The 13515-nt window shown below is 49.5% G+C and carries 11 protein-coding genes; 6 read left to right on the plus strand and 5 right to left on the minus strand.

Annotated features, from left to right (window positions below; translation table 11 throughout):
• Nucleotides 1-11 precede the first annotated feature (11 nt).
• From ligA to J7438_RS10150, 3 genes are all read left to right on the plus strand, one after another.
• Nucleotides 12-2060 (plus strand): NAD-dependent DNA ligase LigA, encoded by a 2049-nt coding sequence (ligA, locus tag J7438_RS10140; protein ID WP_209276475.1) that lies wholly within the window; start codon nt 12-14, stop codon nt 2058-2060.
• A 150-nt stretch (nt 2061-2210) separates the two neighbouring features.
• The gene (locus J7438_RS10145) at nt 2211-2783 is read left to right on the plus strand and encodes a transglycosylase SLT domain-containing protein (RefSeq protein WP_209276476.1); all 573 of its coding nucleotides are present in this window, start codon (nt 2211-2213) and stop codon (nt 2781-2783) included.
• 162 nt (nt 2784-2945) lie between these two features.
• Nucleotides 2946-3584, plus strand: a complete 639-nt coding sequence (locus tag J7438_RS10150) for a hypothetical protein (protein WP_209276445.1) — start codon at nt 2946-2948, stop codon at nt 3582-3584.
• A gap of 162 nt (nt 3585-3746) precedes the next feature.
• Here J7438_RS10150 and J7438_RS10155 read toward each other — a convergent pair whose 3' ends face one another.
• The 3 genes from J7438_RS10155 to J7438_RS10165 are packed head-to-tail and all read right to left on the minus strand — an operon-like array spanning nt 3747 to nt 5031.
• Nucleotides 3747-3980: a YheU family protein gene (locus J7438_RS10155; RefSeq protein ID WP_209276446.1), complete on the minus strand. Its 234-nt coding sequence runs from the start codon at nt 3978-3980 to the stop codon at nt 3747-3749.
• Nucleotides 3980-4732 carry a tRNA (N6-threonylcarbamoyladenosine(37)-N6)-methyltransferase TrmO gene (gene tsaA / locus J7438_RS28250; RefSeq protein ID WP_353620118.1) on the minus strand — a complete coding sequence of 251 codons (753 nt, stop codon included), beginning with the start codon at nt 4730-4732 and terminating at the stop codon, nt 3980-3982. Before tsaA ends, J7438_RS10155 begins: the two co-directional genes overlap by 1 nt.
• Nucleotides 4729-5031 (minus strand): hypothetical protein, encoded by a 303-nt coding sequence (locus J7438_RS10165; RefSeq protein ID WP_209276447.1) that lies wholly within the window; start codon nt 5029-5031, stop codon nt 4729-4731. The genes tsaA and J7438_RS10165 overlap by 4 nt, the downstream gene beginning before the upstream one ends.
• A 479-nt stretch (nt 5032-5510) precedes the next feature.
• Between J7438_RS10165 and J7438_RS10170 the strand changes: the two genes are divergently transcribed.
• Nucleotides 5511-7079 carry a hypothetical protein gene (locus J7438_RS10170; RefSeq protein WP_209276448.1) on the plus strand — a complete coding sequence of 523 codons (1569 nt, stop codon included), beginning with the start codon at nt 5511-5513 and terminating at the stop codon, nt 7077-7079.
• A 172-nt stretch (nt 7080-7251) separates the two neighbouring features.
• Here J7438_RS10170 and J7438_RS10175 read toward each other — a convergent pair whose 3' ends face one another.
• Complete coding sequence (locus J7438_RS10175; protein ID WP_209276449.1) at nt 7252-8406, minus strand: MalY/PatB family protein; 1155 nt, start codon at nt 8404-8406, stop codon at nt 7252-7254.
• A gap of 332 nt (nt 8407-8738) precedes the next feature.
• On the opposite strand from J7438_RS10175, the gene J7438_RS10180 reads away from it, so the two are divergent.
• Nucleotides 8739-10127 carry a glycosyltransferase family protein gene (locus J7438_RS10180; RefSeq protein ID WP_209276450.1) on the plus strand — a complete coding sequence of 463 codons (1389 nt, stop codon included), beginning with the start codon at nt 8739-8741 and terminating at the stop codon, nt 10125-10127.
• Nucleotides 10128-10218: 91 nt separating this feature from the next.
• Here J7438_RS10180 and mnmH read toward each other — a convergent pair whose 3' ends face one another.
• Nucleotides 10219-11340, minus strand: a complete 1122-nt coding sequence (gene mnmH, locus J7438_RS10185) for a tRNA 2-selenouridine(34) synthase MnmH (RefSeq protein WP_209276451.1) — start codon at nt 11338-11340, stop codon at nt 10219-10221.
• A gap of 210 nt (nt 11341-11550) precedes the next feature.
• Here mnmH and J7438_RS10190 point away from each other — a divergent pair, with 210 nt between their 5' ends.
• Entirely contained in the window at nt 11551-13302 is a 1752-nt protein-coding gene (locus J7438_RS10190) for an ankyrin repeat domain-containing protein (protein ID WP_209276452.1), read from the plus strand.
• Nucleotides 13303-13515: the final 213 nt, after the last annotated feature.

Below are 13515 nucleotides of genomic sequence, written 5' to 3' on the forward strand. Positions count from 1 at the left end.
ATTCCATGAGCATGACTTCTTCAGATACTCCACCGGTTCCTTCCCCTGAGCTTGCAGAACAAGAGATACTTCAGCTGCGTCAGCAGATCGGCGAGCACAACCATCGTTACTATGTCCTGGATGAGCCGGAAATTCCCGACAGTGAATACGATAAGCTGTTTATCCGCCTGAAATCCCTTGAAGCTAAATACCCACAGCTGATAACCGAAGATTCTCCCACCCGGCGAGTTGGCGGTGCTCCTTTGAAAGCGTTTGGTCAGGTTCGCCATGAACTGGCCATGCTCTCCCTGGATAACGCTTTTGATGCAGAAGATCAGGCAGACTTTAATCGCCGGGTTAAAGAGCGGCTGGGCACCACTGAAGACATTGAATACGCCTGTGAACCCAAGCTGGATGGTATCGCTGTCAGCCTGTTATACGAAGATGGTCTTCTGGTCAGGGCGGCTACCCGTGGCGATGGCACTACCGGGGAAGATATTACCCAGAACATTCGTACTATTGAATCAATCCCACTCAAGTTGATGGGCGATGGCTGGCCTCGACGCCTTGAAGTCCGGGGCGAAGTGTATATGCCAAAAGCCGGTTTTGAACAGTTAAACCGGCGGGCCAGTGCCAAAGGTGAGAAGACCTTTGTTAACCCGAGAAATGCGGCGGCTGGCAGTTTACGCCAGCTGGATTCACGGATAACGGCTAAACGACCATTGACAATCTATTGCTACAGTGTTGGCGTTGTCGATGGCGGAGTACTGCCTGACACCCACGGTGAGATACTTGCCTGTCTGAAACAATGGGGTTTGCGGGTCAGCCCCGAATTGCAGGTGGTCAAAGGTGTCCAGGCCTGTGAAGACTACTATCAAGCCATGGCTGAGAAACGTCAGGGGCTGCCTTACGAAATTGACGGTATTGTTTATAAAGTGAATGCCATTGCCCGGCAACAGGCTCTGGGGTTTGTTGCCCGGGCACCGCGCTGGGCCATCGCCCGCAAATTTCCGGCACAGGAAGCGATCACGACTCTAAAGGATGTGGAGTTTCAGGTTGGCAGAACCGGTGCTATCACTCCAGTTGCCCGTTTGCAGCCGGTGTTTGTGGGAGGAGTGACGGTCAGTAATGCGACCCTGCACAATATGGATGAAATTGCCCGGCTGGATATCAAAATAGGCGACAGTGTCGTTATCCTCCGGGCGGGTGATGTTATTCCCAAGGTGAACCGGGTTATCCACTCCATGCGTCCTGATGATGTTCGGGATATCACGTTTCCGGATCGCTGTCCGGTATGTGACTCTGAACTGGAACGTGAAGAAGCCATCTTGCGCTGCTCTGGCGGACTGTTCTGTTCAGCCCAGCGCAAAGAGGCTATCAAGCACTTTGCTTCTCGCAAGGCGATGGATATTGATGGTCTTGGGGATAAACTGGTTGAGCAGCTGGTCGATCGTCAATTGATCGCAACGGTGGCAGACCTGTTCAGTCTCAATGCCCGGGAGGTTTCCGGCCTTGAACGTATGGGGAAAAAGTCGGCCGAGAACTTGATTAATGCGCTTGATCAGTCCAGAAAAACCACGTTTCCCCGTTTTATCTACTCATTGGGCATTCGCGAAGTGGGTGAGGCAACCGCACAGGGGCTGGCAGGACACTACCGTGATTTGTATAAATTGATGGCCGCTTCGGTGGAAGACTTGCAAACCGTGGATGATGTTGGCCCTGTGGTTGCTGGTCATATTGAGAAGTTTTTCCGTCAGGAACACAACCGCGAAGTGATTGATGCACTTCTGGCGAAAGGTGTTGCATGGGAAACGGAATCCCCGGTTGTAGAAGGAGGTGATCAACCACTGGCTGGTGAAACCTGGGTGTTAACCGGGACGTTAAACACAATGACCCGTGACGAAGGTAAGGCCATCCTGCAAAAACTGGGTGCCAAGGTGACCGGATCTGTCTCGGCAAAAACATCAGCCTTACTGGCCGGTGACAAGGCCGGCTCAAAACTGGCCAGGGCAGAGAAGCTGGGAGTGCGTGTCGTCACTGAGGATGACTTTATGCAGATGAGGCAGGCCTGGGGCGTGTAGCGTCTGCGGCATTTGATTGGAGCTGAACCACAAAGGTTGTAAACACTCCGGGAAATCTGGACGGATGAAGCAAGCTAAAGGTTATCTTTTCTCAGTGCTCCTGGTGATCTCTGTGGTTAAACATTGGAGGATGGCGGCTGAATGTCAAACCTGAGTCGAAAGCTGTTTATTTTGATCCTGTCTGCCGTGCTGGCAGGCTGTGCCAGTAAGGCACCACCCGAGAAACCCCACAACCTTTGCAGTGTCTTCAAGGAAAAACGCGGCTGGTACAAAGACGCGAAAAAAGCCAACCAGCGCTGGGGCACCCCCATCCAGATCATGATGGCCATTATGTATCAGGAATCATCTTACCGGCACGATGCCCAGCCGCCACGGCCATGGTTCCTTTTCATTCCATTACCCCGTAACTCTTCTGCTTATGGCTACCCGCAGGCACAGGATGGCACCTGGGAGCAATATGTCAGCGAAGCCGGAGGTTTCTTCCCCAGCCGCGAAGACTTCGGTGATGCTATTGACTTTATTGGCTGGTATACCCACAAGTCACGCAAGCTGAATGGCACTTCACTGTGGGCCGCCGATCAGCAGTACCTGAATTACCATGAAGGCTGGAACGGTTACCGCAAGGGAAGCCATAAGAAAAAGAAATGGTTGTTGAGCACTGCCAGCACAGTAAAACGCAGGGCCAGTAACTATGGTGAGCAGTTGCGCCGCTGTAACCTGTAGTGGATATAGAGAGCTTCAGACTTTAACTGATCATTGGTCAGGGGCAATGAATCATCGGATTGCCTGCTCACCGGGGGGGATATATTGAACCGAAGCTTCGGAACCTTTCCAGCTTTGTTTTGTCTGATCAAATGAACAGATTTTCAAACAAAGGTAGTACTTATGAATCCCGTTTCTTACTTGCCACCCTCTTCAACATCGGAACTTTCCCAAGAGACCAATGCTGTTACCCCTAAGCATGTTGACGAAGCTAAAACCATTGGCCTTGATAATCCAGAGACCTGTACTGCTTCGGCTAAACCGTTAGCTGCATATTCCATTGACTCTTCTGATGATGAGTTTGAAGGTGATGATAATGGCATTCTAAAGCTGAAAACTGATAATTATCAATGGGTTGCCATGAATAGGAATGCTCAGGCTGTAGGGCGTATTAGTTTATGCCTTGTTCATGTTCCTGATGATGGTAGGGGGTATTTAGCCTGGCATATGGATCCCGGAGATTTGAACTTTATACTGAACCCCAACACGCAACTCCCGATTATGCTTATGATGGAGTATTGTCCAAGCTTAATTATTGCTCCTAAAAGTCATGCGCACCATTGGAAGGAGAATGTACAGATAAATCCTGGAACCACCTATTTATGTGGTCCTGATGCTGATGAGTATGAGTCGGTACAGGATTTTTTTAATGTTGATCCAGCTAATGTCGTTAGAACTGAAAAAGACCCTGTCTCAGTAACATTTGACATTGCTACTCGGAGTTTTCATACGAATTATCACGGCCGACATAGTCAGTCATGAGATTTTGCAGACAGATAAACGTCGTTGACAACTGGTAGAACACACTCTGTATCAAGTAAACGACAACGTTTCACATATTGCCCGCCCGGGCGACTTTGTCTGGGGGATCCTGTCCATAATAACGGGTCTGTTTTTCTGGACAGGTTTCTGGAAAAAGGGTGATCAGACGTCCTGCTCGGTCAGCCTCCTAGCGACGTCCTTGTGCAGAATATTCGATGTCTGGCTTTCCTGATCAAATACGATCACCATGTCGCCGGATTTCAAACGGGATAATACCTGCGCCACTCGCTTTGCAAGAGCATCGTCATAGCCATTATCCGTCCCTTCACGGCTGACAAACTCTTCGATCAGACTGTTTAGCGTCTCGGGCTCAATCATTTCGTAGGGAATAATCATTACCCATTACCTTCTACCGTTTTCACGTCAAGCTTCAGAGGTTCCAGCTCTTTAACCAGGAAGTGCTGGTTGGTGTACTCCCAGACCACATTCAGGTCCCACAGTGCGGTGCCATGGCGTCGTCCGGAGGATTCCCTTAGATAAGCGGGTCTCGGGTCCTGGCCAAGTACCTGCTCGATCAGCAAAATCAGCTGCCTGCCGGTTCGTCGTTGATAACGCAGGCATTGGTTCATGGCCTGATCGGTGAACTTCACTTCCGCCATTGCCATTGGCAGGGGAGCAAAGCCACCCTTGGCATCAGGCAGTGCGTCGGCATAGGGCAGGTAGGGTTTGATATCAATAACAGGAGTACCATCAAGAAGGTCCACCGCCCCCAGCTTCAACGTCAGCTTGCCATTGCCGGACTCAATGCTGCGCAGCTCAACCACGGACATACCCAAAGGGTTTGGCCGGTGTGTGGAACGGGTAGCAAATACCCCCATGCGCTGTCGACCTCCCAGTCTTGGTGGGCGAATGGTTGGACGCCAGCCCTCATCCATGGTTTTGTGAAAGATAAAATGAACCCAGATATGTGAAAATCCATCCAGACCACGAACCAGGTTTTCCTGATTGTAAGGGGGGAGAAGTTCCAGTGTTGCTTCAGCGGCGGTGACAATGCCGGGCTGACGGGGGATTCCAAATTTCTGGCGGTAGCAGGAGTGAATAACACCGATCTGTACAAACTGAAATGAGTGGTTGGTGATCTCTTTCACGGTGAGTCTGACAAGTTATTGGGCTGGATATAATGACGGCAGGTGCTGTTTTTAGCAATCAGGTTTTGTGGCCACAAATGCCGATGGCGCGTGAAAATATTTTGCGCCACCCTCAGGGATGAAAAATGGTTACGCAAAATATTTTTCACGGCAAAGTTCAAGAATAAACCTTTTCTTTTTGTCTCTGTGCCTTTGCTCAAGATGGCTGAGCAACCTGATTTTACTGAATGACAGCGAAATATCCAGCCTCTGGATTTTATACTCTCAATGATTGCTGCCCTGGCCAGGAGGCTGTCCAAGTGGCCAGGAGGCTGTCCAAGAAAAGACTGCCCTGCTGCGGCAGTGAAAAAATTATGGCCACTGATTCGTTGTCCGATGGTTTTCTGACCTGCCCGCAGACTACAAATGAACTTCTAGTCAGTTTTTTTGTCTGAATTTGGTAGACAGTTACGATTAGGGATTTGATCCATTAATCTTGGTGGTCCCTCTTTTGTCAGGAGGTTGCTAACTGGTCAACCGCAGGGACTGTGGCAAATAAATTTTACACGATAATGTAAATGGATCTTTAAAAATGATTAATTCTACTACAGATCAACTGCTTAGCCTGCTTGACATATCTGACTGCCGCACACAAGACCCTCAATCAACCGCCAGGACTTTTGACGGGAAGTCTGTCATGCCTGCCGAGGCTAACCCATTAGCTCTTGAGTTGGCATCCCACACTACCGATGTTGCAATATTGGCAAGGGATGTAAAGCCTGATCCTGAGCAGCCCCCATTGCCTGAAACACATCTTGATCATCTTGTGTCCTGGCAACAATTGCCGCGACAAATTACCGAGGCGTTATCCTTCAACGAGCAGTCACTGTTTGCCATTTATTTGGGGTTACCAATACCGGATATCATGAACAAATTTTGGGAGCGTTGTGGTCAAGCTCAACCAGAAAAATTTGATTATATATCCTGGTATTCCCAGCAAGAGGCGACCAGGTTGATTCAGGAAAAAATTACCATAACCCATGAAACACTGCTGACCATGTTGGCGGGTATCTCCAGACCCGATCTGATTGTTTTGCATTGTGAAAACTTCGGCATTGCCCCTGAACAGGTTCGATTCTTGCGTGAAAATCAAGCTCTGGAAATGGATGATAATGGGTTGTTCAGTGTATGGCCCGACTGTGTAAAAGCAATTAATACTGATGCTGCGTTGAATCATGAACTGGATTTTTTCAAGTTGTGCAAGTTTGTGATTGAAGATCGCTACCTCAGTTATACCAAAACAGCAACATTGGCCTTTGCTGCCGGATACCCGGAATTAATGGAGCTGCAGGATTTGCAACAATTATCCAAGGCTACCTTAAGCCAGTCAAACGTCCTTTTGTTCAAGAAAATTCTGGATAAAAAAGGGGGGAGTATGAAGGCCAGGGAGCTGGTAGAAATAATGAGTAACCCTGAGATTATGGCAATAAGTTCCGCGCATAAGTTGATTAACGCCCTGCAAGGGCAACCAGCGCAATTAGATGCTGCTGAAGAAACAAGCCTTATCAGACAGACTGGTCATCTTGGCCATGAACTTGCCTCCATAGGAATCAATGCTGAATCCTTCGGTCATGCTCTTGAATTACCGTTGCATATAATTCAGAAAATTTCCAATAGAGTTAATAAAAACAACAAGGGCTACCAAAAAATTTCAAAATTACTCAGTGCAGCAAAGGGTTGCTTGCCCCAACTCACTCCTGGACATATTGCGTATGCTTCGATGGTGGCTGCAAGGTCCTGCAATTGTGATAGCGAATTATTGGATTTGTTTCAGAAAAAAGGTAAAGATTATGCCTTCTTTCGTAATTTTAATGGCAAAAAGCCTCCTCAAGTCAAACCACTCAATGGGCAGGATAATAACATATCCACAGAGGCTACCGTTTCGAAACCGTTGACTATGGATTTTTTGAGGTGTTTGCCATTAAGCCATAACTGGTTACTGATTGGTCGTACCATGGGATTGTCACAAGCTGAGCTTAAGGGTATTGGCAGCAAGATTACAGCAGATGGCTGGTTAGAATTAGACGAACTCAGTCTTGCAGCTTATGAGTTGTCGAGAATCCTGGTTCAACCCGAAAGAGGTTTGGAAACAGGGCATCTCTTTCAGGCACTGAAATATCTGGATGATCAAGCCGCACTGGCTTACTTTCCCGGTCATCTGTCAGGCGATCCCGACAATCCATTACCAGGGCACATCGCCAAATCCCTTGAAACGGGTAGATTAATGACCCGTCTTCTTCAGACTTGCAACACAGAGGAGATAACTGGTTTTCTGGAATTGTTCCAAAAGTATGATCAGATGCAATAATCCACTTGATAGCAGAATTGGCCCGACAGTATCCGGTGATTTATTCTGGTCCTTCTGTCAGGTCAATATCAAATGCATTGCCACTATTGGGTCAATTCAACACGGTATGCACAAAGCCGAATAAGCAGTTTTGGGTTACACTTCTTTTTGATGAAGATAACCCCCATATTTCTTAAATAATTCTGTGATTTGCAACGGCCCTGGCTATTCGTGCCACGCCTTCTTCCAGAACAGATCGGCTGCAACCAAAGTTAAGCCTCAGGTAGTTTTCATCGCCAAATTGCTTTCCGGGGGACAGGCCAACACCAGCCTGTTCAAAGAACTGATGAGGATCTTCCAGTCCCAGTCCGCTGACATCAATCCAGGCCAGATAGGTTGCCTGCAGTGGTTCCATGGCAAGGCCGGGAATGTTATTGATGGCTTCCAGCAGGTAGTCGTGGTTACCACGAAGATAATCCAGCAATGACTGACGCCAGGGTTCACCATGACGGTAGGCCGCTTTTGCAGCAGTGTAGCCAATCAGGGCGCTGTCCACTGACGGCACAATACCGGTGCGAACCTGGTTGAACTGATGGCGTAACTGATGATTGGGAATAATCGCGAATGCACAGCCGAAACCGGCCAGATTGAAGGTTTTCGACGGTGACATAAGAGTCACTGAGTTGTCTCTGGCAAATTCGCTGATGGCAGCATAAGGAATATGTTCAGCATGGCGATCAAGAATCAGGTCGCAATGCACTTCATCGGAACAGACCACAAGGCCATGTTTTTTACAGAGTTGTTCGAGCTTCTCCAGTTCTGCCCGGGTAAATACCCGACCATTCGGGTTTTGCGGGTTGCAGAGCATCAGTAATTTGCAGGCGGGTGTGATTTTCTGCTCCAGGCTGTCGAGATCCAGCAGCCATTGGCCGTTTTGCTTAATCCATTCCACACCGATTAGCTCACGTCCGGCCAGTTTGGGTGCCATAAGAAAGGGATAATAGACAGGAACGGGGGAAATTACGCCTTCGTTTTTGTCGGCATAGGCACGAACACAGACATTAAGGGCAGAAACCAGGCCCGGCATCCAGACAATCCATTCTGGCTCAATATCCCAGTGGTAGAGATGGCGACAGCGCTCAACGACAAGTTGTTCCAGTTCACTGTCTGGCTCGGTGTAACCAAAAACCCCATGGTCGATACGCTGGTGCAGTGCTTCAATGATTTCAGGCGCTGACTGGAAATCCATATCCGCTACCCACATAGGGAGAACGTCAGGGCCGAAGCGTTCCCATTTAAGGCTGGAGGTGTTGGTTCGATCCACCACTTTATCGAAATCGATGTTCATAGCGCTATCCAGTGTTTGTTTTCCAGTGTTTATTTTCTGGGTATTTTATCAATATTCAGTTTTTTAATTGGCTTTTGGAATAAATTTGGAACAAACGCCTATAACTTTTGCCTACTACTTAGTCATATAAAAAATAACATAGTAGAGTCAGGATGATATCAAGCTTTATTTCCAGCCATTTTCCGCCAGTGATGCCATTTTGTGAAAAACAAGCCACCAGTGGAATAGCTGTACCAAACAATTTTGCTCAGCAGCGTTTATCAGCATTGTCGCAGGATCGGATTGGATTCTGGTCAGGTCATTCTCAGATTGGCTCCCGGCAATGCGCCAATATGACTGAGTTTATCCATACCTATATCCACCCACCTGGCCAGCATGCTGATGGGACTCCGATGTCGGATCAGGAGCGGTTGGAAGAGAGAGAGTTCAACTCTCTGGTGGATTCCATGACCGGTGTGAGTGCTTGCAAACATGCCACAATCGCTGAAAGAAGCGTGAAGCCTTTCAGGCTGAATGGCCTTACCTCAATGTTGGTTGGGCTTGTGTATATTCTTTCCGGTACGGGCACAGCAGCATTGCCTATTCAAAGAGGGGTCGATAACTGCAGGTTGACTGACGACCCTCGGGAAATAGCCTTCTGTCAGCAAGCAAGGTTTGAAAGAGAGAAACCGGAAGACATTATCTGTTCATATGCCGATGATTGTCCCGTGAGGCGTTATCCTGATGCATCATTTACGGTTAAATCTACCCATTCAGTCTGTCAGGCCATTACCAATCGACACCCAATGATCCATGAATTTGAACGGATCAATGAATCCTTTCGTGATCAGCTCTCACCAACTATCAACTTAACCCGTCAGGAGAAGATCATTCGATCCTACCGGTCAATGAGCTTTGATCGTAACAACCGGCAGGGCTCAAACGTTGCCCTTATTCTATCCGGTGGAACCCGGGCGACCGCCCAGCTGACCAAAGAAAATCACGCTGCTTACGCCAGGCTTCGCGGTATCAATTACCGGTTTGTATATCCATTTGAATTCCGGGAAGAGCTGGGCACAAAACAGTTGTACTGGATGAAAGTATTCGCTCTTAAAAACGCCCTGGAGTGTGAAGAGGTACCTGCCGGTCAATGGGTCGTATGGCTTGATGATGATATTGTCATCAACGACTTTGCCGGTATTTCCGGAATGCTCGACCGGTATATCGAAGATTTTGGGAACGCTGATTTACTAGTTGCCGGAGATAACCGCTGGGTCTTGTTGAATACCGGGATAATATTGGTGAAAAAGACCGAGAAAGCACGGTCGTTTTTGCATATGTGGTCGTTATACAGTAATGATTTGACTACTGGCTATAAACCACAAAAAGATACCTTGCACGAGCAGTATGTATTGAAATACCTGATTGAGCGTGCCCCGTTTGGTTCCTATTTTTCCACAATCAACAAAGACCTTAACCTGATCAAGATAGTTCCGAACAGGGTCAGGACTGAGGGACTTAATCTCAATACCTACAAAAGGGAAACATTTGTCAAGCAACAGCCCTGGTACGATCAGAGTCTGCAAATTCAGGGCTGTGATGAAGAACAAGAACAGGGCTATGAGGATGGTGACGGTTTTATTCATCTTGGCACGAAGCTATTTCGAACCCGGCTCATTATGGAAACATTACAACAGCCTATCGATAGTTATCAGCGTCTTAAAGAGACATCTCAGCAATAGTGGTTTTTCAGATGCTCTGCATATGGATAAGGACATTTCAGGCAAGGCCCTGTATTTAAAAGAGCCTTGCCGCTGCCAATGACGCCCTGAATCAGTTTATCAATGAGGTGTTGTAGTAACTTTCAATAGCCTTACGATCTCCCCGAAAAATCACTTTACCTTCCTTCTGCCCCAGCTGATAGTCATACATGGGGTCGTAATAATTGCTGAGCAGATCACTGATCAGAGGGCTGTAGCCTTCTATTCCCCCGCCAGATTTATGTTGCACAATGGCGTTTTCCAGAATATTGGTTAATTGCTGAAAGCGCTCTCCACCCAGTCGGCGGCGAATACGGTAAAGGCTACCAGAGAGGCCTTCGGCGAATTGCTCAAAACCCTGTTGTTCACCATAAGCGGCAATAAATTCGGCAAGATTGTCTGTCACATACTCCTTAAGACCAATCCTGACCCGCTCTTCCATGGTCTCTTCGAGCAAAATTAACGGGGATTGCTGCATTTTGTCCCGCATCGTCTGGGGCAGGCTGCAACGGCCAATCAGTTTACTTTCATCTTCCAGCAGTACCGGCATTCCGGGGTGTCTGTGACGGTGCTTCAGCAGCGCGATGGACAGACGATTTTCAAAATCGATCTGACCTGGCTGTCCACCATATCGGCGGCCAAAGCTGGAGCCTCTGTGGTTGGCGAGGCCTTCCAGGTCAATGCTGTAAGGCAGTTGTTGAATAAGCCAGGTTTTGCCGGTACCGGTTTTGCCACTGAGGATAATGAATGGGATTTCATCAATGGAGCGTTCCAGTTCATCGATCAGAAAACGTCTCAGGGCTTTATAGCCACCTTTGATTAACGGATAAGGGTAGCCAGATTCCTTCAGCCACTGCTGGGTAATATGAGAGCGTTGTCCGCCACGAAAGCAGAACAGGTACCCTTTTGGCTGTTGCCTGATAAGTGATTGCCAGGCTTCGAGTCGCTGAGCCCGAATATCATCAGTAGCCAGCCTGTAGCCCAGGGTGACAGCCGCCTCAGGCCCTTCTTTTTTATGACAGGTACCAATCAGTTCCCGTTGGTGATCATCCAGAATGGGGATATTGATCGCCAGAGGGAAGCTGCCCTTGGCGAACTCCACCGGGGCACGAACATCCATCAACGGAATGTCCTGAAGAAAAATAGACAGGAAGTCTTCAGTGTTGGCTCTTTCTTGATTTATGGATGTGGTCATTGAGGGCTGCTGTGGCTGATCAAAGCTGCATAGTTTCATATCCGTAGCAGTGATTTGGCAAGTCTGAATAGGTGCAGGAGTAACCGTAACTACCCCTACTACCCATCAATAATGCCAATCTCATAATATCCGGCCCAGTCGGGGAAAAAAGAGACAAAAACGGTTGAACATCTATAATTTTCCATTCATATCAAATCGAGTTGCCAGTTAATGGATTCTATCAGAAGTTGTTTTTCTACCTGTCGGATAACCGCTCAAAATGCCTCCTTATCGGGATCGGGCACTGCGCTTTCCATTTCCAGTGCTGATGATGACGATAGATCAAATCCAAATGGTGAGGCTCCGATACTGGCTGCCTGTCGCGGCAAAAATCTTCCCTGGGTACAAGAGTTGCTGGAGAACGATCCGGCTCTGGTGAACAGATCATTCCTGTCGAAAGTTGCTGGTCCTGCCTGGCATGTGTATCCGCTCTTCATCGCTGCCCAATACGGGCATCTCGACGTCGCGAAATGCCTGATTAAGGCTATCAGCGTGGCCCTGGAAACTCTGCCAGAGGCGGACAAGTCTGCGGCCGCCGGGCGGTTCCTGTCGGCCGCTTGCAAGGACGGATCAACTGCCCTCTTTATCGCTGCCCAGAACGGGCATCCTGATTTCGCGAAATGCCTGATCGAGGCTCTCAACGAGGCCGTGGAAACCCTGCCGGAGGCGGACAAGGTCACGGCGGTCAGGGCGTTCCTGTCGGCTGCTTGCAAAGGCGGAGCGACCCCCCTCTTCATTGCTGCCCAGTACGGGCATCTCGGCGTGGTGAAATGCCTGATCGAGGCTCTCAACGAGGCCGTGAAAACCCTGCCGGAGGAGGGCAAGTCCACGGCCGTCTGTGCGTTTCTGTCGACCGCTTGCAAGGACGGAGCGACCCCCCTCTTCATCGCCGCCCAGAAAGGGTATCTCGGTGTGGTGAAATACCTGATCGAGGCTCTCAACGAGGCCGTGAAAACCCTGCCGGAGGAGGACAAGTCCACGGCCGTCAGGGCGTTCCTGTCGACCGCTTGCAAAAACGGAGCGACCCCCCTCAATATCGCCGCCCAGAACAAGCATCCCGGCGTGGCGAAATGCCTGATCGAGGCTCTCAACGAGGCCGTGAAAACCCTGCCGGAGGAGGACAAGTCCACGGCCGTCAGGGCGTTCATGTCGACCGCTTGCAAGGACGGTGCGACCCCCCTCTTGATCGCCGTCCAGGACGGGCATCTCGGTATGGTGAAATGCCTGATCGAGGCTCTCAAGGAGGCCGTGAAAACCCTGCCGGAGGCAGACAAGTCCACGGCGGTCAGGGCGTTCCTGTCGACCACTTGCGAGGTCGAAGCGACCGCCCTCTTCATCGCTGCCCAGAAAGGGCATCTTGAGATCGCGAAATACCTGATCGGAGCTTTCAGCGAGGTCGTGAAAACCCTGTCGGAGGCGGACAAGTCCACGGCGGCCGTCAGGTCGTTCCTGTCGGCCGCTTGCAAAGGCGGAGAGACCGCCCTCTACATCGCTGCCCTGAACGGGCATCTCGGCGTGGTGAAATACCTGATCGGAGCTTTCAGCGAGGTCGTGAAAACCCTGCCGGAGGCGGACAAGTCCACGGCCGTCAGGCAGTTCCTGTCGGCCGCTTGCAAGGACGGAGCGACCGCCCTCTTCGTCGCTGCCCAGAACGGGCACGGCGCGGTTCTGAATTTTTTGCTTGAACAAGGCGCTGACCCGGAACAGAAATGGACTCTTTGCTTTCTCGGGAAATACCGGGTCTTTAAATGGTTCTTCACCAGGTCGCCTTTGGAAGCTGCAGGCATGAGCGGCCATTTAGTGACGAAACGCCGCCTGGAATGCATCCTTCAAGAAAGAAGGATGGCCGTCAAACGACCAGAAATAATGGTGATGGAAGAGGCTGTCACCTTAATGCCGGGCACTGGGGAAACGGCGCTTTGACATCCTCCCACAACTAAAGTTGTGGGATTCCTTCTACAAGACGGCGATGCCCCGTCGCGACATACTTCTAACATACTCTTGTCGGCCTGTTTGCTGAGTGAATCCTGCAATTTTTCCCGTATCTTGCGGTCTCTCCGGATATCGGCATAGACGTTTTCTCTTTGGTGTTGGCTCTTTCTTGATTTATGGATGTGGTCATTGAGGGCTGCTGTG

The sequence above is a fragment of the Thalassotalea sp. G20_0 genome (assembly GCF_017744175.1).
Classification (GTDB): domain Bacteria; phylum Pseudomonadota; class Gammaproteobacteria; order Pseudomonadales; family Endozoicomonadaceae; genus Endozoicomonas.

Excerpts from the sequence above, each read along its gene's own strand:
- ligA (WP_209276475.1), top strand. The coding sequence starts at position 12 with ATGACTTCTTCAGATACTCCACCGGTTCCTTCCCCTGAGCTTGCAGAA.
- J7438_RS10150 (WP_209276445.1), top strand. The coding sequence starts at position 2,946 with ATGAATCCCGTTTCTTACTTGCCACCCTCTTCAACATCGGAACTTTCC.
- J7438_RS10155 (WP_209276446.1), bottom strand. The coding sequence starts at position 3,980 with ATGATTATTCCCTACGAAATGATTGAGCCCGAGACGCTAAACAGTCTG.
- J7438_RS10175 (WP_209276449.1), bottom strand. The coding sequence starts at position 8,406 with ATGAACATCGATTTCGATAAAGTGGTGGATCGAACCAACACCTCCAGC.
- J7438_RS10180 (WP_209276450.1), top strand. The coding sequence starts at position 8,739 with ATGACTGAGTTTATCCATACCTATATCCACCCACCTGGCCAGCATGCT.
- mnmH (WP_209276451.1), bottom strand. The coding sequence starts at position 11,340 with ATGACCACATCCATAAATCAAGAAAGAGCCAACACTGAAGACTTCCTG.
- J7438_RS10190 (WP_209276452.1), top strand. The coding sequence starts at position 11,551 with ATGGATTCTATCAGAAGTTGTTTTTCTACCTGTCGGATAACCGCTCAA.